The sequence below is a fragment of the Saccharopolyspora sp. 6V genome (assembly GCF_020176785.1).
Lineage (GTDB): Bacteria > Actinomycetota > Actinomycetes > Mycobacteriales > Pseudonocardiaceae > Saccharopolyspora_C > Saccharopolyspora_C gregorii.
Window position 1 is genome coordinate 1 of record NZ_JAIUKB010000058.1, and the last position, 20,669, is coordinate 20,669.

At 72.7% G+C, this 20,669-nt stretch carries 15 protein-coding genes; 12 read left to right on the forward strand and 3 right to left on the reverse strand.

Annotation, left to right across the window (positions count from 1 at the left end; all coding sequences use genetic code 11):
• The first annotated feature begins 246 nt into the window (after positions 1 to 246).
• Positions 247 to 627, forward strand: a complete 381-nt coding sequence (locus LCD35_RS12595) for a hypothetical protein (protein WP_224957773.1) — start codon at positions 247 to 249, stop codon at positions 625 to 627.
• Positions 624 to 4,361, forward strand: a complete 3,738-nt coding sequence (locus tag LCD35_RS12600) for an AAA domain-containing protein (RefSeq protein ID WP_224966721.1) — start codon at positions 624 to 626, stop codon at positions 4,359 to 4,361. The genes LCD35_RS12595 and LCD35_RS12600 overlap by 4 nt, the downstream gene beginning before the upstream one ends.
• 30 nt (positions 4,362 to 4,391) lie before the next feature.
• Here LCD35_RS12600 and LCD35_RS12605 read toward each other — a convergent pair whose 3' ends face one another.
• The gene (locus LCD35_RS12605; protein ID WP_224957769.1) at positions 4,392 to 5,765 is read right to left on the reverse strand and encodes a class I SAM-dependent methyltransferase; all 1,374 of its coding nucleotides are present in this window, start codon (positions 5,763 to 5,765) and stop codon (positions 4,392 to 4,394) included.
• A 676-nt stretch (positions 5,766 to 6,441) separates the two neighbouring features.
• Here LCD35_RS12605 and LCD35_RS12610 point away from each other — a divergent pair.
• Positions 6,442 to 6,708, forward strand: a complete 267-nt coding sequence (locus tag LCD35_RS12610) for an acyl carrier protein (protein ID WP_224957767.1) — start codon at positions 6,442 to 6,444, stop codon at positions 6,706 to 6,708.
• A gap of 235 nt (positions 6,709 to 6,943) precedes the next feature.
• Entirely contained in the window at positions 6,944 to 9,175 is a 2,232-nt protein-coding gene (locus LCD35_RS12615) for a germacradienol/geosmin synthase (RefSeq protein WP_225044233.1), read from the forward strand.
• A 261-nt stretch (positions 9,176 to 9,436) separates the two neighbouring features.
• On the opposite strand, the gene LCD35_RS12620 is transcribed toward LCD35_RS12615, so the two are convergent.
• Positions 9,437 to 10,669 carry a sodium:proton exchanger gene (locus tag LCD35_RS12620; RefSeq protein ID WP_225044234.1) on the reverse strand — a complete coding sequence of 411 codons (1,233 nt, stop codon included), beginning with the start codon at positions 10,667 to 10,669 and terminating at the stop codon, positions 9,437 to 9,439.
• 548 nt (positions 10,670 to 11,217) lie between these two features.
• Here LCD35_RS12620 and LCD35_RS12625 point away from each other — a divergent pair.
• Complete coding sequence (locus LCD35_RS12625) at positions 11,218 to 11,982, forward strand: class II glutamine amidotransferase (protein ID WP_224957762.1); 765 nt, start codon at positions 11,218 to 11,220, stop codon at positions 11,980 to 11,982.
• A gap of 290 nt (positions 11,983 to 12,272) precedes the next feature.
• Complete coding sequence (locus tag LCD35_RS12630) at positions 12,273 to 13,889, forward strand: APC family permease (RefSeq protein WP_224966724.1); 1,617 nt, start codon at positions 12,273 to 12,275, stop codon at positions 13,887 to 13,889.
• Between the two features lie 72 nt (positions 13,890 to 13,961).
• Here the strand turns inward: LCD35_RS12630 and LCD35_RS12635 are convergent, their stop codons facing one another.
• On the reverse strand, positions 13,962 to 14,633 hold the full coding sequence (locus LCD35_RS12635; protein WP_224957758.1) for a GntR family transcriptional regulator: 672 nt from the start codon (positions 14,631 to 14,633) through the stop codon (positions 13,962 to 13,964).
• A 98-nt stretch (positions 14,634 to 14,731) separates the two neighbouring features.
• Here LCD35_RS12635 and LCD35_RS12640 point away from each other — a divergent pair, with 98 nt between their 5' ends.
• The 6 genes from LCD35_RS12640 to LCD35_RS12660 all read left to right on the forward strand — a co-directional run bounded on the left by LCD35_RS12640 (position 14,732) and on the right by LCD35_RS12660 (position 20,566).
• Positions 14,732 to 15,637, forward strand: a complete 906-nt coding sequence (locus LCD35_RS12640) for a rhodanese-like domain-containing protein (RefSeq protein ID WP_225044235.1) — start codon at positions 14,732 to 14,734, stop codon at positions 15,635 to 15,637.
• A gap of 86 nt (positions 15,638 to 15,723) precedes the next feature.
• On the forward strand, positions 15,724 to 16,563 hold the full coding sequence (gene thiM, locus LCD35_RS12645) for a hydroxyethylthiazole kinase (RefSeq protein WP_224957754.1): 840 nt from the start codon (positions 15,724 to 15,726) through the stop codon (positions 16,561 to 16,563).
• Positions 16,560 to 17,672: an LLM class flavin-dependent oxidoreductase gene (locus LCD35_RS12650; protein ID WP_224966726.1), complete on the forward strand. Its 1,113-nt coding sequence runs from the start codon at positions 16,560 to 16,562 to the stop codon at positions 17,670 to 17,672. The genes thiM and LCD35_RS12650 overlap by 4 nt, the downstream gene beginning before the upstream one ends.
• A gap of 155 nt (positions 17,673 to 17,827) precedes the next feature.
• Positions 17,828 to 17,917 carry a putative leader peptide gene (locus LCD35_RS30730; protein ID WP_344928209.1) on the forward strand — a complete coding sequence of 30 codons (90 nt, stop codon included), beginning with the start codon at positions 17,828 to 17,830 and terminating at the stop codon, positions 17,915 to 17,917.
• 55 nt (positions 17,918 to 17,972) lie between these two features.
• Positions 17,973 to 19,205, forward strand: coding sequence for an LLM class flavin-dependent oxidoreductase (locus LCD35_RS12655; RefSeq protein ID WP_224966727.1), 1,233 nt, complete (start codon positions 17,973 to 17,975; stop codon positions 19,203 to 19,205).
• Complete coding sequence (locus LCD35_RS12660) at positions 19,202 to 20,566, forward strand: NtaA/DmoA family FMN-dependent monooxygenase (protein WP_224957751.1); 1,365 nt, start codon at positions 19,202 to 19,204, stop codon at positions 20,564 to 20,566. The genes LCD35_RS12655 and LCD35_RS12660 overlap by 4 nt, the downstream gene beginning before the upstream one ends.
• The last annotated feature ends 103 nt before the right edge of the window (positions 20,567 to 20,669 follow it).

The following is a 20,669-nucleotide window of genomic DNA, read 5'->3' on the forward strand; positions in this document are numbered from 1 at the left end:
CCGGGGGGGGCGCTTGCTGCCCCTCCGGGCCCCCCGGGGGAGCTCGGCATTCGGGTGACGGTGCGCTGATCGCCTCCATCGCAGATCAGGCGGGCGCCATGCCGTTCTTCCTCGTGGCCGGCCCGCTCCGCCGCGACCCGCGCCGTACTCCGTCCAGGCGTAACTCGATCAACCTGTTCTGCGGAAGCGCCTGATCGTTCTACCCTCCCGAGCGATCTTGCTTCGCCGGACGATCGGGGAGATCACATGGCACAGGGCACGCCGTACCGGATCGAGGTCCTCGCGGGTGGAGACCCGTTGCGGACCGAGCGGTGGACCCGGTCGTTGCGGGACGACCTGGCCGAACTGGACGGGTTGTCGGTCGGGTTCGCCGAAACCGCCCCCGGCTCCCCCGGCAGCAAGGGTGGCGCGTTCACCGATCTCGTCCTGGCGGTGACCGCGCTAGTCGCCTCGAAGCAGGCAGCACCCGTGCTCATCGCGGCGATCACCGAGTGGTGCCGCCGAGAACGCCGTCGCGTCGTCCGCATCACCAAGGGCGACGCCACGCTTGAGATCACCGGCAAACCGGGTGCCGCTCAACAAGAGCTCGTGCGCGAATTCCTCCGCACGTTCGGAGACGAGGGGTGACGGGCCGAACGCTGCGCCGACACGCGCTCCTCATCCACACCGAGAACTACCAGGACGGGCACTTCGAGGCCCTGCCATCGACCCGCGCGGACGTCTGGCAGCTCAAGCAGGTGCTCGAACACCGCAGCATCGGCGGATTCGCCTCCGTGCGGATCGCGAGCGATCGCACCGCCGACGACATGCGCGTCGAGATCGCCGAATTCCTCGACGAACGCGAGCAGGACGAACTCGCCTTCCTCTACTTCTCCGGGCACGGGGTGCGGGCGCTGGAGACCACCGGTGAATTCCACTTCATCGCGTCCGACACGCTGCACGACCGGCTCGCCACCACGGGGGTGCCCGCCGGATTCGTCAACGGGGAATTGGAGCGGTGCTGGGCGGCGCACAAGGTCGCGATGCTGGACTCCTGCCGCAGCGGCGGATTCGCACTCGGATTCCGCACCGCCGACCCGGCGCGAGGCGCGGCGAAATCCGGGCAGGACGCACCGCTGAACAGCCGCGGCGTCTACGTGCTCAGCTCCTCGGGAGCCGCGGAGGAGTCGTTCTCCGGTGAGGACACGCCGGATGGCCCTGCACCCTCGGTCTTCACCGGCGCGGTGGTGGAAGCCCTGCGCACCGGCAAGGTCGCCAAGGATGGTTCCGGGACCGTATCGGTCGACGAGTTATTCGAGCACGTCAGCGAACGACTCCGCGGGAAGCGCGGCCAGGTCCCCACGAAGTCCTCGTTCGGGGTCACCGACCGGATCGTCATCGCTTCCTCCCCCGTGGGCGAACCCCCCGTGCTCAAACCGGCACGCCAAGCCGCAGCGGCGGAATCGCCGACGGGCACCGCTCATCCCGTCGGGAGAACGGCGAAGGGAGATCCCGGCTGGCAGGAGTTGATCGACTACTACCGGTCCTGCGTGCTGGATGACAAGGTGGAGACGCCGTACCTGGCGGTGTCCGAACACGGCCGCGATTACGCGTGCCTGCCCGGATCTGAACGCATCTTGTCCGGCGACCTGGACGAGGACGGCACCACCGAGGTCCCCGAATCGGCGGGCCCCTTCCTCGCGGCGGCCGGGCCGAACGACGAGCTGTGGGCCGGATACCCGGCCGTCATGCTCCACCGCGCGCGGCAACGGCCTGTCTGGGATTCGCCCAGATTCGCGCCGTTGCTGATGCGCCGGGTCGAACTCGTCGGCGGAGGCGACGGTGAGCGGCCTCGGCTCCGCCCGTACGGACCGGTGACCCCGCATCCTGGCTTGGCGGTTGATCAGCTCGGCGAGACGGAGGCGGCCGAGCTGATCGCGACGTACCAACCGACCTGGCACGCCGGCCAGCAGGACCGGATGGCCACCGATGCCCGCAACCTCCTGGCGACGGAGTTCGGCTTGGATTGCGTGCAGGAGCTCAAACCGGCTTTCCTCGAGGAGTCCATCGACGCGAAGTCGCCCGGCGACGGAGCCCGCAACGCAGCGGTGCTCATCCGCGTCTCCCGCTCCGATGACGGCGGCAACAGCCTGGTCAAAGACCTCGACCACATCGCCGCGCACGCCGACCGGATCCGGGACACCGCACTGGCCGCGCTGCTGCCCGAGCGTCGCGCGGAACCCACCACGGCGTCCGGACATCCGGTCACGCCGCTCGCGGCGAACGAGGCGCAGCTCGCTGTGCTGCGGTCGGCGAGTTCGCACCGGCTCACCGTGGCCACCGGACCGCCCGGCACCGGCAAGAGCCAGCTCGTCGCGAACGCGGTCGCGCCCGCGGTCGCCCACCAGCAGTCCGTGCTGGTCGTGTCCACCAACAACGAAGCCGTGAACGAGATCTGGCGGCGCTGCGACGAGCTGCTGCCGGACAGCGTGGTCCGCACCGGGTCGAGCACCGGCGAGCAGGATTACCTGCAGCACGAGATCGACGCGCTGCAGCGGCTGACGAAACACCAGCGGCCGGAGTGGAACCTCGCCACCGCTCTCGCGGAGCACCGCCGGTCGGTCGACGACCGTGCAGGCGTGCAGCGAGAACTCGCGCGCAAGGCGCGACTGGAGGCGCGGATGCTCACCGCGGGGCGCGAGCGGAGCCGGCACGCGCGATCCCTCGGCCACACGATCGCGGGACTCGCTGCGCGACTCGGTTCCCGATCGGCGCGGTGGGAGGCCAGGGCCCGCAAGGTCGCTGCCGCACGACTCTTCGGAGCCTGGCGACGCGCTCGTCTGCTGCGGGCGCTCGACGTCCAGGTCGATTCGGAGCCGGCGAAGGCGTGCCTCGATGTCGCCGGCTTCGCCGCGGCTCAGACCATGTGGTCCCGCCACCGCGATGCAGTGCTCGGCATGCCCTCCGACGAATCGCTCGCCGCGTCGGCGGAAGCGGCGGAAACCGCACTGCGAGCCGCTTCCCGACGAGTCTGGCAGGTCGCCGCAGACACCGCGGTCAACGCGGGGAAAGCGGATCTCCGGGCCACGGTCCAAGATCTGTCGACGAAATCGCGCACCTGGTCGGCTCGGCTGACCGCGCTCCGGCACGTTCGGGCCTGGGCGACGACGAGCCTGTCCATCCGGCGATTCCCCCCTCGCCCGGGCATGTTCGACCTCGTGATCATCGATGAGGCCAGCCAGTGCTCCATCCCGCAGGTCCTGCCGCTGCTGTTCCGGGCGAAGCGCGCGCTGATCATCGGTGACGTCATGCAGCTCGAACACATCACCACCATCGAAGCGAGACGCGAAGCGCTCATCCGGCGCCGCACCGGCGTCACCGCGGGCTTCCTCGAACAGCGGCGGCTCGCCTACCAGCGCCACTCCGCGTTCCACGCGGCCGAGCGCGCCAACAGCGGCAGTCTCCTCCTGGACGAGCACTACCGGTGCCACCCCGACATCGCGGCGGTGTCCAACGAACTCTTCTACGGCGGCGCACTCACCGTGCTCACCGATGTCAGGGGACGTCCCGACGCAGGTCGAGCTGCAGTGAATTGGGCGGATGCACCTGGCCGGTCGGAACGTCCTCGCTCGGGCGATTCGTGGGTCAACCGCGCCGAAGTCGCCACGGTGCGCAACTGCGTCGCCTACCTCCTCGAAAGGCTCCCGGCGCACGCCACGATAGGCGTGGCCACGCCGTTCAAAGCCCAGAAGGACCTGCTCGCCGACGAACTGCGCGCCGAGGAACGCGTCCGCGTCGGAACGGTGCACACCTTCCAAGGCGGCGAGCGCGACGTCATCGTCCTGTCCCTGGTCGCCGCTCCGGAAATGCGCCGTGGCGCGGTCAACTGGGTGAACCGGCAGCTGAACCTGTGGAACGTCGCGATCACGCGAGCTCGCTCGCACCTCATCGTCGTCGGCGGCAGGGAATTCTGGCGGGGGCGAGGAATCGGTGGCGATCTGGTCCGCGCCGCCGAGCTCACCGATGCCGCCCGCACCGGACGGGACGGATCGCCCACGGACACCGCCCAGCGCCTGTACGAACTGATCTCCGATGCCCCGGACGTGCGGATCGAGCTGGGCGGCAGGGTGAACGGCTACGCGGTCGACGCCATCGTGCGGCGCGACGACGGACGGGAGCACCCGGTGCTGATCGACAGCGGTGGCACGGCGGACTCCGATGCCGGGCACCACCTGCACCGGATGATCCGCCGCTGTTCATTGCTCGACCCGGTCGATGCCGAGCCCGACGCCGTCCGCCTGCCCGAGTGGACGCTGTACGACGCCGGGACCGCGCTCGCCGGATTCGGCATCGCCGAGGCCGGAACGCCACCCGAGCGGTGAGTCCGGCCTCGGCCCTGCCGGAGCTAGCCATCACGCTCGTTTTCTGGTGGTGAGGAAGAGGAAGGTGCCCGGGCCGCTGGAGTCGACCACGTCCAGGCCCGCTTCGTCGAAGGCCACCGCCAGTTCTTCCGGTTCGAAGGAGCGCAGGCCGAATACCCGTTCGTGGCAGCGCTGGAAGTGGCGTTGGAACGAGCGGGCGCCGCGCCGGTAGGTGGTGGCGGTGAACGTCCCCGCCGGGTGCAGGCAGCGGGAGACCTCGGCGATCACCCGGCGCGGTTCCGGCAGCACGTGCAGCGCGTCGGAGCAGTTCGCGGCGCCGAGGAACCCGTCGGGGAACGGCAACGCGCGCGCGTCCCCCTCGGTGAACAGCACGCCGGGGACCGCGAACCGGGCGACCTCCAGCACCGCCGCCGCCGAGTCCAGGCCGAGGACGCGTTCCGGGCCGACCTGTTCGGCCAGGACCCGGGTCCAGCGGCCCGCGCCGCACGCCACGTCGAGCACCGGGCCCGGCGCGGGACGCAGGTTGCGCCGCAGGTAGGCGTCCTCGTCGCGGACCGACACGGTCCCGCCCCAGTTGGCGCCGGGCACCGTGGCGGATGCGGGGCGCAGCAGTTCGGCGTGGCGTCCCGCCGTCGAGTCGTGCTCCAGCAGGCGCCGGTACGCGCCGGGCCGGACGGTGCCGGTGAACTCGGGGGGATCGGGCAGCTCCGGCCAGCCGATCTCCTGCTGCACCTGGTGTTCCGCGCGGGCGCCCTGGTACGCGAGCAGCGCCGCGGTCTCCGCGTCCCACAGGTCCGCGAGTTCCGTCCCGGTCCGCGCGGGACCGGGGCTCGGCGAGAGCCGCGCCCAGAACTCCGGGGACGGCCACGCGCGCCCGATCCCGGCGGCGCAGGCGGGATCGTCGAGGTCCGGCACGGTCAGGCAGCGCCGGACGCGCGCCAGTTCGTGCTCGTCGGCGACGCGCGCCACCACCGGCAGGATCCGGTCCCGGTGCGCCGGGAAGTGCGCCAGCAGGTAGAGGACCGCGGTGCGCAGGCACTGCTCGGTGTCCGGGCGTTCCAGCAGCCGCAGCGGTGCGGCGAGACGTTCGGTGAACACGTCCCTGATCTGACCGGGCAGGTAGGAGCGGGTCGCGTCCTCCCCGGCGAGCAACCCCAGCAGCAGCGCCACCCGCGGCCGGTTGGGGTGCGGCGGTCCGGTGAGGACCTCCATCGGCCCGATCAGGTCGGCGGGCCCGACGGCGGCCGGGTCGAGCAGCTGGCGGGCGAGCCGGGTGAAGGCCGCATCGGCCGTGTCCCGGTCCGGGTGCGCCAGCGCGGCCCGCAGGCCGCCCCAGCCCTGCCCGGGTTCCACACCGCCTCGGCCGGGGATCCGCTGGAGTTCCGGTTGCTCTTGAGCACGCATCGACTCGACTCCTTCGCTGTTCCACCGCTGCTCCCACCGACGCCGGAGCGACCGGACCGGAGGGAGTCCGGGGTGCGGCGCCGGCGCGTTCGAGGAGCGATCAGTGACCCCGGTCCCGGGGTGGGATCGCGGTTGTTCCGGCAGCGGGCGCGTCGTTGCGCCGGCTCGCGGTCGGCGGAGATCCGCTCGATCGACCGCGGGGCCCGGACCTCCTCGGCCGGGGACGGCCCCGGCGGAGGGGATGGGTCGGGATTGATCCATCATGGACGAGCGGGACCTGCGGTGACGACCACCGAAAGCGTTTTCCTGCGTCCCCGCGTCGAGTGATCACCGGCTCGTTCGCGATCACCGACGGTCGATCGGGGTGGGCGACGCCGCCCCGCGAGCGCGGTGCACCTCCCTCCAACGGGTAGCCGTCGCGGATCTTCCTTGCCCGGCGCAGGAGGGCGCTGCCATGCTCGGCCGCGCCTTCCGGCGGTCGATCGCCGGCGCGCGCCGGTCGTCCCGATCCACGGACCTGAACCGCGGTCCGGCCGCGCGGCTTTTCCCGCGCCGCAACGTATTCCCGCCCTCGGCGCGACGGCGCGCGGGCGCCCCCGCACTCCCCCGCACCCGCGGAGATCCAGGAGAAGACGATGCGCATCCCGCTGTGCACGGCCGCGGCCCCGGTGACCCGATGAGCGGCGAAGACCTGGCCCGCGCCCAGGCGATCCTGAGCGACCTCTGCTTCGCCCCGTCCGCCCGCCACCCGGAGGACCGGATCCGCGACCACCTCGAACTCGACCCGATCGAGATCGCCGAGCTGGAGCTGCAGCTGCGCAGCAGGCACCACGTCCACCTCGACCTGTGGGAGGTCTACGACCACACCCTCGCCGAGCTCGCCGCCCGGCTGGCCAGGTGCACCGCACCACCGACCGGTCCCGCGCCGGAGGCCGACCGCTGAACCGCCACCCGATCAGACCAAGCACCTGACGGTGCGCGACGAATCCCGGGCCGGTTCCTTGGGCCGGGCGGGTGAGGCGTTCCCTCTCGATCGAGTGCACCTACCGGCGCGATCTTGGCCCGCTGATCGAAACCTGGTTGCCTGCTCCACCGGGACCACTCCCCTGGGCCGGACGGCGCATCCGACGGCCCCAGCCGACCACCGCCGCCCCGGCGGAGTAAGGACAGGTGCGCACGTGCAACCGTTCCAGCTGCCCGAGTTCTACGTGGCTCACCCGGCGAGGCTGAACCCGCACCTGGAGCGCGCCCGCCGCCACACCAAGGAATGGGCCTACCAGCAGGACATGATCGACGTCCCGCAGCAGGGCATCCCGATCTGGGACGAGCAGGACTTCGACGCGCACGACTACGCGCTGCTGTGCGCCTACACCCACCCCGACGCGCCCGGACCCGAGCTGGACCTGGTGACCGACTGGTACGTGTGGGTCTTCTACTTCGACGACCACTTCCTGGAGCTCTACAAACGCACCCACGACATGGCCGCCGCCCAGGAGCACCTGGACCGGCTCGCGCTGTTCATGCCGATCGAAGGTCCCATCACCGAGACCCCGCGCAACCCGGTCGAGGGCGGCCTGGCCGACCTGTGGAACCGGACCGTGCCCGCCCGGTCGGCGGATTGGCGGCGCCGGTTCGTGGAGAGCACCCGCAACCTGCTCGACGAATCGCTGTGGGAACTGCACAACATCAACCGCGGCCGGCTGTCCAACCCCATCGAGTACGTCGAGATGCGGCGCAAGGTCGGTGGCGCCCCCTGGTCGGCGAACCTGGTGGAGCACGCGGTGAACGCCGAGGTGCCCGCGGAGATCGCCGCGACCCGGCCGATGGAGGTGCTGCGCGACACGTTCTCCGACGCGGTGCACCTGCGCAACGACCTGTTCTCCTACGAGCGGGAAGTGCTCGACGAGGGCGAGCTGTCCAACGGGGTGCTCGTGTTCGAGCGGTTCCTCGACTGCTCCACCCAGGACGCCGCCGATGCGGTGAACGACCTGCTGACCTCGCGGCTGCACCAGTTCGAGCACACCGCGCTCACCGAGGTGCCCGCCCTGTTCGAGGAGCACCAGGTCGATCCGGCCGCGCGCGCCGGGGTGTTCGCCTACGTGAAGGGCCTGCAGGACTGGCAGTCCGGCGGGCACGAGTGGCACCTGCGCTCCAGCCGCTACATGAACGGCGAGACCCGCGACGACCCGATCCCGGCGAACGGGCTGTCCGGGCCGACGGGGCTCGGCACCTCCGCCGCGCACATCGCCACCTCGCTGCTGCGCACCGCACCGCAGCGCGCCCGGTCATTCCGGCACCAGCCGTACCAGCCGGTGGGCCCGGTCCCCCGCCAGGCGATGGACATGCCGTTCACCGCGAAGTCCAGCCCGCACCTGGACCACGCCCGCGAGCACACCGTGGAGTGGGCGCACCGGATGGGCCTGCTGGAGGGTTCGGTGTGGACCGAGCAGCTGATCCGGGACTTCGACCTGGCCCTGTGCGCCTCCGGCATCCACCCGGACGCCAGCGCCGAGCAGCTGGAGCTCAGCACCGACTGGCTGGCGTGGGGCACCTACGGCGACGACTTCTACCCGGTGGTGTTCGGCCGGACCGGCGACTACGCCTCGGCGAAGGCGTGCACCGAGCGGCTGCCGCTGTTCATGCCGGTCGAGGACGAGCCGGTGCCGGAGCCGGCGAACGCGCTGGAGGTGTCGCTGCTCGACCTGTGGCGGCGCACCACCGCGCCGATGGGCACCGACGCGCGCCGCACCTTCCGCCGCACCATCGTGGTGATGATCGACAGCTGGCTGTGGGAGCTGGGCAACCAGCTGCAGAACCGGATCCCCGACCCGGTGGACTACATCGAGATGCGGCGCCGCACGTTCGGCTCGGACCTGACGATGAGCCTGTGCCGGCTCTCGCACGGGAACGTGGTGCCGCCGGGGATCTACCGGACGCGGACGCTGCGGTCCATCGAGAACGCGGCGGCGGACTACGCGTGCCTGCTCAACGATGTGTTCTCGTACCAGAAGGAGATCGAGTACGAGGGCGAGCTGCACAACTGCATCCTGGTGGTGCAGAACTTCCTGGACTGCGACAAGGACCGCGCGGTGCGGGTCGTGGTCGACCTGATGAACGCGCGGATGAGCCAGTTCCAGCACGTCGTGGCCGAGGAGCTGCCCGCGCTGTTCGAGCAGTTCGACCTGGACGACGCGGCCCGCGAAGTGCTGCTCGGCTACGTGGAGGAGCTGCGGAACTGGCTGTCCGGAATCCTGGTGTGGCACGACGGCTGCTACCGCTACCAGGAGTCGGCGCTGCGCAGGCAGCCCGCCGCGGCGCCGGTCGTGGCGGCCGCGGTGCTGGGCGGTCCGACCGGGATCGGCACCTCGGCGGCCCGCATCGCGGAGACGCTCCGCGCTGGGGTGAGCTGATCGCTTCGCGTAGTTCTCGGGTGGCGGAACCTCAGCGGTTCCCCCGCTGCGGGATCGATGTCACCGGTGGCTCCGCCACAGGAGAAATCGCTGTCCTCGCGAGGGAACCGCTGAGAACCCGCGGCTGGTCACCTTGCTCTGGTGGTCGCTGCTCAGCGGCTGCGCCGCTGACAAGACACTGCAGGACCTGCGGCCTGGTTTCGACGACTGCGGTTCGGAGCGGCCCGTTCGGCCTCGGGGGCGGGCGGGCCGCTCCGTCCGTCAGGTGCCGGTGGTGATGGGTTGCGGGGTTTCCTCGTCATCTGTGCTGCGCCGGAACGGGGCCGCGAGGGTCGGCAGGACGTGGTGCCGGTTGCGGATCAGCGCGGCGATGGCGAGCACCGCGTACACCGCGCACAGCACGTAGCGCGCCGTCTGACCGGGCAGCGCGAACTGGGCGGCGAACAGTCCCAGCAGCGTCCACGCGGCCCAGCGGGGGAACCGCAGCGCCAGCAGCGCGGCCACGCCCAGCAGCGTCTGGGTGGCGGTGAGCAGGAACTCCTCGACCTGCCGGGCGTCCAGGTGCAGCGCCGTTCCCCCGCCACCGGCGAGGTAGGCCAACGGGAGGCTGCCGACGAGCAGCGTCCACTGGTTCACCTTGCTGGAGATGAGGGTGCCGATCGCGTCGTCGCCCTTGCCGCGGACCGCGAACAGGATCGCCACGATGAACTCCGGCGCCTCCGAGGCCAGCGGCGCCAGCCACTGCACCAGCAGGAACCGGTCGATGCCGAGCTCCGTGCCCGCGGCGATCAGGTTGTGCGCGAACGGTTCCGCGCAGGCGAGGATGACCGCGGCGGCGAAGACGAACAGCAGCACCACCAGCGTGCGGCGCGGCCGCTTCGGCAGCCGCCCGATAGTGGCGGCCGGGCCGACCAGGTCCGGCTCCTCGGCTTCCGCGCGGGAGACCTTCCACAGGTAGAACGCGAAGAACCCGAGCAGCGCGAAGCCCAGCAGCAGCGAGATCTGCCCGGTGGCGGGCACGACGAACGCGACGACCGAGGCGATGGCCAGGAACCCGAGTTCCACCCGGTACGGCGAGTCCAGGGTCAGCTCGCGCACCGTGGCGCCGGTCCGCCTCTTCGCGACGACGAGCCCGATCAGCACCACCGAGGACCAGCCGAGACCGAGCAGCAACCGGTTCGAGCCGGTCATGTTCGCGGCCGCGTAGGCGACGTACTCGGGGTTCGACCCGGCGGTGTAGGCGAAATACAGGTCGACGGCGTACTCGGGAAGCACGGCGATCACGGCGAGGATCGCGATCGCCAGGCCACCGGAGATGTCGACCTGCGCGGCCTCGGCGGCCCAGGCGAGCACGAACGAGGCGGCGACGACGGCCATGCCGAACAGCAGCAGCCCGAGCAGCGGCGCCGGAGTCGCTCCGGTGGCGCGCACGACGAGCGCGGGCGCGGTGAGCGCGACGCACAGCCCGATCGGGCGCAGCAGCTTGACGAACACGGGGAGGGTTCCTTCCTGGGCGGTGGCGCCTCGCCGTGACGTCCAGGGGGTCTCGGCCAAGCGGTGCGACGGCTGGCCGAAGGTCTCGCCCACCCGGCCTGGACCGGGCGCCGCCGCCGGAGAACGCGGGGTTCTCAGCATGTCGACGGCGGGCTTGCGGGCTACTCCCCTTCGGAACGAACACGAGGCTGTCACCTGCGGCGATGTCGCCACAACCGATGATCGGAACGCCCCCGCGGCGAGATTTCCACCGCCCCGCACCGGATTCGCGCCGTCGGTGCGCCGAAACCCGCCGCGCGGCGCACCGCAGGACCGGGCGTGCCCAGCGGCGGCAGGCGGGTGGCACCCCACCGGGAGCGCCGGGCGGCCACGCCTGGGCGCCTCCGATGCGCGGTCGGTGGCGTGACCACGCTCACGCCGGGCCGTGCGGCGCACCGCACGGCGACCGGTGATCGGCGAATGGCGTAGTTTCACTCCCAGGAGACGGGATTCCCGGTGAGGGATTTCCCGACGCCCACCCCCGCCCGTTCCGCCCCCAGGGAGTAGCCATGTGCCGTTTGCTCGGTGTCGTCGCCCGCGAGCCCGCGGCGCTCGGCGACCTGCTGGCGGAGGAAATCCCTGAATTCCTGGCCTTGTCGCGGGAACACGCGGACGGCTGGGGAATCGCGTCCTGGGCGGGCGACGAGGCGGCGGTGGTGCGCGACGTCGCGGCCGCCCACGACTCGGCCCGGTTCGCGGCGGCGACGCGCACCGAACTGGATTCGGGACTGCTGCACATCCGGCTCGCCAGCTCGGGCTCCCCGGTGGCGCCGCAGAACACGCACCCGTTCGTCGGGCCGGGAATCGCCTTCGCGCACAACGGTTTCTTCGCTCCGAGGGACGCGCTGGACGCGGTGATCCCGGCGGAGCTGCTGGCCACCGCGGCGGGGAACACCGATTCGGAGCGCTACTTCCTGCTGCTGCGCGCGCTGCTGCGCGAGCACGACCCGGCGACGGCGATCTCGCTGGCGGCCGCGCGGATCCGGGCTCGTGCCACCGAATTCGCGAGCCTGAACTGCCTGCTGCTGACCGAGGAAGCGCTGTACGCGTACTCCGAGGAGGACCCGCGGTCGGAGGTGAGCAAGCGCCGCGGCCCGGACTTCTTCCGGCTGCGCTACCACGCGACCGCGGACCGGGTCGTGGTCGGCTCCAGCGGGCTGCCGACCGCGGAAGCGGAGTGGTCGTTGCTGCCCTACCGCCAGGTCCTGGAGATCCACCGGAGCGACCTGCGGGTGACGATCCACCCCGCGGACCCGGCCGCCACCGCGGCCTGATCCGCCCGGTTCGCCCGGGTTCCGGACGCCGGGCCTCCCGCGCCCGGATCATCCCTTCCCACGATGTGGTACGCGCTGGACCACCGCGGCCAGCGCGTTCCGCGCGCCGATTTCGGGGCGCCAAGCGGCTTTTGCGGCTCTCCGCCCGCTCGGGTACAAACGATCACGCACTCGATCAGGAAGTGCTCGCCCGCGGGCATCGCCGCCGCGGGCCGATTCCCCGTGACGCGCCCCGCCCTCCGGGTGCCCGCGCGCGTCCACCGCTGACCCCCGGGAAGCCGAGAAACACCATGAACAGCCCAGCACCACCCGCCGACACCACGTCCACATCGGACGGTTCGGCGAACACTCCCCGCCTGCGCAAGGAACTCGGCTTCTGGAGCCTGACCGCGATCGGGTTCAGCGGCATCATGGGCTCCGGCTGGTTGTTCGGCGCCCAGTACGCCGCCCAGGCGGCCGGTCCCGCCTCGCTGCTGTCCTGGCTGGTCGGCGGCGCGGCCTTCACCCTCATCGCGCTGGTGCTCATCGAACTCGGCGCGAGCCGGCCGGTGGCGGGCGGCATCGTGCGGTGGCCGTTCCTGTCCAACGGGCCGCTGACCGCCGGGATCGTCGGCTGGTCGGTGCTGCTGGCCACCAGCAGCGCCACCGCAGCCGAAGCCTCCGCGATCACCCAGTACGCCAGCCACTACCTGCCGTGGCTCTACGAGGACGGCGCGCTGACCGCCCCCGGTCTGGTGCTCTCCGCCGGGCTGCTGGCGCTGGTGATGCTGCTGAACTGGTTCGGCGTCCGGTTGTTCGCGCGGGTCAACTTCGTGCTCACCGCCATCAAGTTCGGCGTTCCGGTGATCACGCTGGCCGCGCTGCTGGCCTCCGGGTTCTCCCAGGGCGGCGATCCGGTCGCCGCGGGCGGCGGGTTCGCGCCGTACGGCTGGACGGCGGCGCTGAGCGCGGTCGCCACGGCCGGGATCATCTACACCATCAACGGTTTCGCACCGACGATCGACCTGGCCGCCGAGGCCCGCGACCCGCGCCGGGACATCCCGCGCGCGGTGCTCACCGCGATCGGCCTGGCGGTGCTGCTGTACCTGGGCCTGCAGGTGGCGTTCCTGTACGCGGTGCCGGAGAGCGCGCTCGCCGGCGGCTGGCACGGCATCGACTTCAGCTCTCCGTTCGGCGAGCTCGCGCTGCTGCTGAACCTGGGCTGGCTGGCCGCGCTGCTCTACGCCGATGCCGTGATCTCCCCCGGCGGGGCGCTGCTGGTGGGCATCGCGGGCAACAGCCGCGTCACCTACGCGATGGCGCGCAACGGCGTGCTGCCGAAGCGGGTCACCGAGGTGCACGCCGGGTCCGGGGTGCCGCGCGCGGCGCTGCTGGTGAACTTCACGCTGGCGCTGATCCTGCTCGCCCCGTTCGACGGCTGGCAGGACATCATCGGCGTGGCGGGCAACCTGTTCCTGCTGAACTACTCGGTGGCCGCGGTGTCGGCGGCCGCGTTCCGCCGGGCCCGCCCGGACGCGGTGTCCGGCTGGGTGCCGGGGATGCGCTGGATCACGCCGCTGAGCTTCGTGGTCTCCGCCGAGATCATCTACTGGTCGCAGTGGGAGAAGCTGAGCGTGGTGCTGCCGCTGGCGGTGCTCGCGGTGCCGCTGTTCGCGCTGATCACCAAGTACCGCGGGGTGTTCTTCGCGCAGCTGCGGCAGAGCGCGTGGCTGGTCACGTACCTGGTGGTGCTGTTCGCGATCTCGGCGCTGGGCGGTTTCGGCGGTACCGAGCTGATCCCGGCACCGCTGGACAGCGCGCTGGTCGCCGTCGTCGCGCTGCTGATCTACTTCTGGGGCGCGCGCTCCGGTGAGCGGCACCTGGCGAACTCCGCCGTCGACACCGACGAGCAGGAGACCACCGACTGATCGGCCGCGGCGGGACACCGCCGCGCACCGGAACGGCCCGCGGCGCACCACGCACCGCGGGCCGTTCCGCGTTCAGCCCTCCAGGGTGAGGCGGATGCGCTGCTCCAGGCTGCGCTGCAGGTGCGCCCGCATCGCGGCGCGGGCGTCGTCCGGAGACCGGTCGCGCAGCGCGCGCAGGATCCGCTCGTGCTCGGTGTTGAGCGTGTCGAAGTCGCCGTAGGCGCGCGGCGGCCCGCTGTCGTAGATCCGCAGCTGGGCGGTGAGCTTGACCAGCAGCCCGGTGATGGTGGCGTTGTGCCCGGCCTCCCACAACGCCTCGTGGAACCGGAAGTTCCCGGCGCGCACCTCGTCGTCCGCGGCGGAGCCGCAGCACTGCCGGTGGTGGTGTTCCAAGCGGGCGATGTCCAGGTCGGTGTGGCGCAGCGCGGCGGTGGCGGCGGCCTCGGATTCGAGGGCGAGCCGCGCTTCGTAGATCTCCACCACGTCTTCCGGGCGCCCGGCCCGAACTCGGTAGCCGCGTACCGCGCGTTCCAGCAGGCCGTCGTGTTCGAGCAGCGCGAGCGCTTCGCGGATCGGGGTGCGGGAGGCGCCGTACTCCGCGCTGAGCGCGGTCTCCATCAGCACCGCACCGGCGGGGAACGCGCCGTCGAGCACGTCCTGCCGGAGCCGCCAGTACTGCCGCGCCGCCTGGTCGAAACCCTCCTCGGTCCCGTCCGGCTTCTTCCGGTTCGCGCTCGCGGCCATTCGACTTCCTTCGTCCCGCACGTCCATCCGATCCCGCTCAGCCTATGCCACCCGTGTGTATGCTCGCGTATACGTACGTCGACGGAAAGAGGGATCTCGTGCCGGACCGCGGGGAAGTGCTGGTCGGGGCGCAGCAGCTCGCCGCGGAGCTCGCCGCGCGCCCCGATGAGCTGTTCGTCGCCGACGTGACCGTCGCGATGGCGAGCCCGCGCCACGACGGCGACTACCGCGCCGAGTCCGGCCGGGCGGGCTGGGAATGGGCTCGCATCCCGGGTTCCGCGCACCTCGACCTGCGCACCCGGTTCGCCGACCCGGCCGCCGGATTCCACTTCGGACGGACGAGCCCGGCGGAGGTCCGGGCGGAACTCGCGCGGTGCGGCGTCGGCCCCGGCACGTCGGTGGTGCTGCACGACGACGGGCGGATGCAGTGGGCGGCCCGCGCCTGGTGGATGCTGCGCGGCGCCGGGGTGCGCGCCCGGGTCCTCGACGGCGGACTGCCGGCCTGGCTGCGGCTTCCCGGCGCGCCCGTCGAGCGGGGCGCGCCGGTGCGCGAGCACGCAGCCGCCCCCGCGGAACCCGACGCGGAACCCGACGCGGAGCCGGTACCGGAAGCGTGGGCGGACCGGGACGAGGTGCTGGCCATCAGCACCGGCGCGCGGCCGGGCACGTTGCTCTGCGCACTGTCCCCCGAGCACTTCGCGGGCACCGTCCCCACCCGCTACCGCCGTCGCGGGCACATTCCGAACAGCCGGAACCTGCCCGCGGCCGGGTTCCTCGACGCCGACGGCACCGTCGCCGCCCCCGCGCGGCTGGCCGAACGACTGGGTCCCGCGCTCGCCGGCGCCGCCGAGCCGATCGTCGTGTACTGCGGCGGCGGCGTCTCCGCGTGCCTGAGCGCGCTGGCGTTGACCCTCGACGGGTACGACTCGGTGCGGGTCTACGACGGGTCGCTGGAGGAGTGGACGGCCGACCCGTCGCTGCCGGTGACGAGGTCCGGCACGTGAGCGCGCCCGCGCGGCGATGTCCGGGCCACCGCCCGCACCCGGCCACCGCCCCGCACCCAGCCACCACCTCGACGAGGACCGAACCCATGACCCACCCCTTCCCGGACGCCACCGCGGCCGCCGACACCTTGGCGTTGCTGCGCGAACGCACCCCGCTGGTGCAGTCGCTGACGAACCTGGTGTCGGCGAACCTGCTCACCAACGTGCTGCTCGCCGCGGGCGCCACCAACGCCGTCATCGACAACCCGCACGAGGCGGGCGGGTTCGCCCGGGTCGCCGACGCGGTCCTGATCAACCTGGGCACCCCGCACGACGAGCAGGCCGCCGCGTTCACCGCCGCCGCCGAGTCCGCGCGCGCCGCCGGTCACCCGTGGGTGCTGGACCCGGTGGGCGTCGGCGGGCTCCCGTGGCGCACCGAGCTCGCGGGCGGCCTGCTGGCCCACCACCCGACCGCGATCCGCGGCAACGCCTCCGAGATCACCGCGCTGGCCGGGACGGCCGCTTCCGGGCGCGGGGTGGACAGCGCCTCCGACGCGGCCGAGTCGGTGCCCGCCGCGCGTGCGCTGCTGGCGAGCACCGACGTGGTGTCGGCCTCCGGGCCCGTCGACCACATCACCGGGCGCACCGCGACCGGCGAGATCACCACCGTCCGGGTGCACGGCGGCAGCGCGCTGCTGCCGAAGGTCACCGCCACCGGATGCTCCCTCGGCGCTCTCAGCGCCGCCTACCTCGCCGTGGCCCCCGACCCGCTCACCGCGCTGGTCGCCGCGCACGCGCACTTCGCGGTCGCCGCCGAACGCGCCGAACCGCGCAGCGGCGGACCGGGCACGTTCGTGCCCGCGTTCCTCGACGCGCTCGCCGCGGTGGAACCCGCGGACCTGCGCGCCGGTGCGCGCATCGACCTCGCGCCGACCGGGCGGCGATGACCGTGGGCATCCGGACGCTGTGGTACCTCACCCCCGCCGACGGGCGGTACCCGTGGAGCCCGGGCGGGCTGCACCCGTTCGACGCGGACCGCTACGCGGAACTGGCTCGCACCATCGACCGCGGCGGGTTCCACGGGGCGCTGGTGGCGACCTGGCCGAACGACCCGTTCGTCTCGGCCGGTTTCGCCGCCGCGCAGACCCGGCGGATGAAGTTCCTCGTCGCCGTCTACGCCCGGATGATCCCGGCGCGGCTGCTGGCCGAGAAGGCGCTCGCCTTCGACGCGTTCAGCGGTGGCCGGTTGCTGATCAACGCGGTGAACGGGCGGGACAACATCCTCGCCCGCTACGACCTGGACACCGAGCACGACGAACGCTACGAGCTCGGCCGGGACTACTGGAAGCGGTTCCGGGAGCTCTACGCCGAAGGTGCCGACTCGAACTTCCCGAACACGCCGCTGCGCCTGGAACCCACCCGGCCGGACGGGGTGCCGATCTGGGGCGCGGGTGATTCGGCCGCGGGGCTGGAGAACTCGGGGCACGTGCTCGACACGTACCTGACGATGATGCGCGATCCCGGTTTCCTGCGGGAGAAGTTCGACGCGGCCCGCGCCTCCGCCGCCGCGCAGCGCCGCGACCTGACCGGATTCGGGGCGCTGGCCGGCGTCATCACCCGCCGCACCGGGGCGGAGGCGCTGGAGCGGTTCCGCTCCCTGTTCGAGGAGACCGGCGTCGAGCGGATCACCGAGGTGCTGGACGGGGCCGTGCGCAGGCGCACCCACGGCAGGCAGGACCTCGCCACGTTCACCGCCCGCGACGCGCAGCGGCAGGGCTGGGTGGATTCGCTGCTGGCGGGGCGGATCCCGGAACCGGCGGACCTGGTCATCGGGGACGGGTTGTACGCGGGCATCACCGCCTGGTCGCCGCTGGACATCTTCGCGACCGGTTCGTCGGCGGTGTACTTCGTCGGGACCCCGGACCGGATCGCGGGGGTCGTCTCGGACGTGCGGGAACGCACCGGGCTCACCGACCTGATCCTCGCAGGGTGGCCGCTGGCCGCGGAGGCGGAGGTCGTCGCCGAGCACCTGGTGCCGCGGTTCGCCGAACTCTGACGCCGCAGCGGGACCCACCACCTGCGGTGTCCCGCATCGTGGCCACCCCGGTGCGATCTTGGCGCGACGGGGCGCGGCGAACGTAGAGTTCTCGGTGCGGTCAGCGAGAATCCCGGCTCCGCCCGGCTCGCCACCGCCCGGCGAGGGAGGAACCGATGCGGGACACCGTGCGCGGCCCCGGCTTCCGGGGCGCCCGCCGACGGCACGTGGACCTGCTGCGCGTCGCCAGCGCGGCCTGTCGCTGAACACGCCGCTCGCGTCCCGTCCGCGCCGTTCCCTCCGCAGGAGGTCCGTCCCCGCATGTCCGCACATCCCGAGCACCCGCTGCACCTGGCCGTCGCGCTCGACGGCGCCGGGTGGCATCCCACCGCGTGGCGCGACCCGCAGGCCACGCCGCAAGCGCTGTTCACCCCCGGCTACTGGACCGCGCTGGTCCGGGCCGCCGAACGGGGCCTGTTCGACTTCGCCACGATCGAAGACGCGCTGGGCCTGCAGTCCGACGACCACCTCAGCACCACCGACCGCCGCACCGACCGGGTGCGCGGGCGGCTCGACGCGGAGCTGATCGCGGCGTTCGTGGCACCGCTGACCAGCCGCATCGGCCTGGTTCCGACGATCACCACGACGCACACCGAGCCGTTCCACCTCGCCTCGGCGCTCGCCACGCTCGACCACGACAGCCTCGGCCGCGCCGGGTGGCGGGTGCAGACCTCGGTGCGCTCCGACGAGGCCGCCCACTTCGGTCGCCGCGCCCTGCCGGAGATCCGCCGCGACGCCCTCGGCACCCCGGAGGTCGACGCCGCGGTGGCCGACCTGTTCGAGGAGGCCGGGGACGCCGTCGAAGTGGTCCGCCGGTTGTGGGACAGCTGGGAGGACGGCACCGAGATCCGCGACGCCGCCACCGGCCGGTTCCTGGACCGGGACAAGCTGCACCACGTCGACTTCACCGGCCGGTTCTTCTCGGTGCGCGGGCCGGGGATCGTGCCGCGCCCGCCGCAGGGCCAGCCGCTGGTGGTGGTGCTGGCGCACGGCCGGACCGCCTACGAGCTGGCGGCGCGCTCGGCGGACGTGGTCCTCGTGACGCCGCAGCGGGCGAGCGACGTGCCGCGGATCGTCGCCGAGGTGCGGGCCGCCGAGCAGGCCGTGGGCCGCACCGGCGCCCCGCTGCGCGTCCTCGCCGAGCTGGTGGTCGCGGTGGACGCGGACCCCGCCGCCGCCCGGGAACGGGTGGGGCGGCTCGACGGGCTCGCCGGTGCCCCGCTGCGCTCCGACGCGGCGATCGTCACCGGCTCCCCCGGCGAGCTGGCCGACGTGCTGCTGGAGTGGCGGGCGGCGTCGCCGGAGCTCGACGGGTTCCGGCTGCGGCCCGCGGTGCTGCCCACCGACCTGGACGCGCTGGCCGACGAGCTGGTGCCCGAACTCCAGCGGCGCGGGGTGTTCCGCGGCGAGTACGACTCGGTCAGCCTGCGCGAGCGCTTCGGCTTGGCCCGACCGGCCAGCAGGTACGCGAGCACCCCGGAGGTGGCCCGATGAGCGCGGCCAAGCAGGTGATCCTCGGCGCCTACTTCCCCGGCGTCAACCACGACACCGTGTGGAGCGACCCGGCCTCGGGCAGCCACATCGACTTCGCGTCCTTCGAGCACTGGGCGCGCACCGCCGAGCGCGGCAAGCTGGACCTGCTGTTCCTGGCCGAGGGACTGCGGCTGCGCACTCGCGGCGAGGCGATCTTCGACCAGGACGTGGTGGGGCGGCCGGACACGTTCACCGTGCTGGCCTCGCTGGCGGCGATCACCGAGCACGTGGGGCTGGCCGGGACGATCAACTCGACGTTCAACGAGCCGTACGAGCTGGCCCGCAAGTTCGCCACCCTCGACCTGCTCTCCGGCGGGCGGGCGGCGTGGAACGTGGTGACCAGCTCCGACGCGCCCACCGGGGAGAACTTCCGGCGTGGCGGGTTCCTGCACCCCTCGCAGCGCTACGAGCGGGCCGGCGAGACGCTGGCGGCGACGCGGCGGTTGTGGGACTCGTGGGGCTCGGACGCGGTGGTGGCCGACCAGGACAGCGGCCGGTTCCTGCGCGACGAGCACGTCGGCGACTTCTCGTTCCGCGGCGAGCAGTTCGACATCGCCGGGCGGTTCTCCACGCCGCGCTCCCCGCAAGGGCACCCGGTGGTGCTGCAGGCCGGGGAGTCCCCGGCGGGGCGGGACTTCGCGGCGGCGAACTCGGATGCGATCTTCTCCCGGTACCAGCGGTTCGACGAGGCGCGCGCGTTCTACACCGACGTGAAGGCGCGGGTGCGCAAGGCGGGCCGGGACCCGGACGAGGTGAAGATCCTGCCGTCGGCGGCGATCATCCTCGGCGACACCGAGGCCGACGCCCGCGACCGGCACGCCGACATCCGCAGCCGCCAGGTGGATCCGTTCACGTCGATCGTGCTGGCCGAGATGGTGTGGAACCGGGATCTGTCCGATGTGGACCCGGACGGCCCGGTGCCGGACCTGGAACCCACGCCGGACGCCCCCAAGTGGATCAAGGGCCGAGCGCCGCTGACCCAGGACGCGCACGCCACCGCCGAAGCCTGGCGGGAACTGGGCCGCCGGGAAGGCCTCACGCTGCGCCAGGTGGTGACGAAGGTGTTCGACCGCAACGTCTTCGTCGGCACCCCGGCCTCGGTGGCCGCCGAGATCGACCGCTACGTGCGGGAGGAGGCCGTGGACGGGTTCATCCTCGGATCGCACGTCAGCCCGTCCGGCCTCGACGAGGTGGTGGACCGGGTCGTCCCGCTGCTGCAGGACCGCGGGGTGTTCCGCACCGAGTACACCGGCACGACGTTGCGGGACAACCTCGGGTTGGCACCGGCGTCCCGCTTCGGCGAACCCCGCGCCGCGGGCTGACCGGCCGAGGGGGCCCCCCCCCCCCCGGGGGGGGGGGGGGGGGGCGGGGGGGGGGCGGGGGCGCCGCGCGGGGGGGCCCGCCCCCCCCCGCCGCCCCCCGGGC

Excerpts from the sequence above, each read along its gene's own strand:
- LCD35_RS12595 (WP_224957773.1), top strand. The coding sequence starts at position 247 with ATGGCACAGGGCACGCCGTACCGGATCGAGGTCCTCGCGGGTGGAGAC.
- LCD35_RS12610 (WP_224957767.1), top strand. The coding sequence starts at position 6,442 with ATGAGCGGCGAAGACCTGGCCCGCGCCCAGGCGATCCTGAGCGACCTC.
- LCD35_RS30730 (WP_344928209.1), top strand. The coding sequence starts at position 17,828 with ATGCGGGACACCGTGCGCGGCCCCGGCTTCCGGGGCGCCCGCCGACGG.
- LCD35_RS12660 (WP_224957751.1), top strand. The coding sequence starts at position 19,202 with ATGAGCGCGGCCAAGCAGGTGATCCTCGGCGCCTACTTCCCCGGCGTC.
- LCD35_RS12655 (WP_224966727.1), top strand. The coding sequence starts at position 17,973 with ATGTCCGCACATCCCGAGCACCCGCTGCACCTGGCCGTCGCGCTCGAC.
- LCD35_RS12650 (WP_224966726.1), top strand. The coding sequence starts at position 16,560 with ATGACCGTGGGCATCCGGACGCTGTGGTACCTCACCCCCGCCGACGGG.
- LCD35_RS12605 (WP_224957769.1), bottom strand. The coding sequence starts at position 5,765 with ATGCGTGCTCAAGAGCAACCGGAACTCCAGCGGATCCCCGGCCGAGGC.
- thiM (WP_224957754.1), top strand. The coding sequence starts at position 15,724 with ATGACCCACCCCTTCCCGGACGCCACCGCGGCCGCCGACACCTTGGCG.
- LCD35_RS12630 (WP_224966724.1), top strand. The coding sequence starts at position 12,273 with ATGAACAGCCCAGCACCACCCGCCGACACCACGTCCACATCGGACGGT.
- LCD35_RS12625 (WP_224957762.1), top strand. The coding sequence starts at position 11,218 with ATGTGCCGTTTGCTCGGTGTCGTCGCCCGCGAGCCCGCGGCGCTCGGC.
- LCD35_RS12635 (WP_224957758.1), bottom strand. The coding sequence starts at position 14,633 with ATGGCCGCGAGCGCGAACCGGAAGAAGCCGGACGGGACCGAGGAGGGT.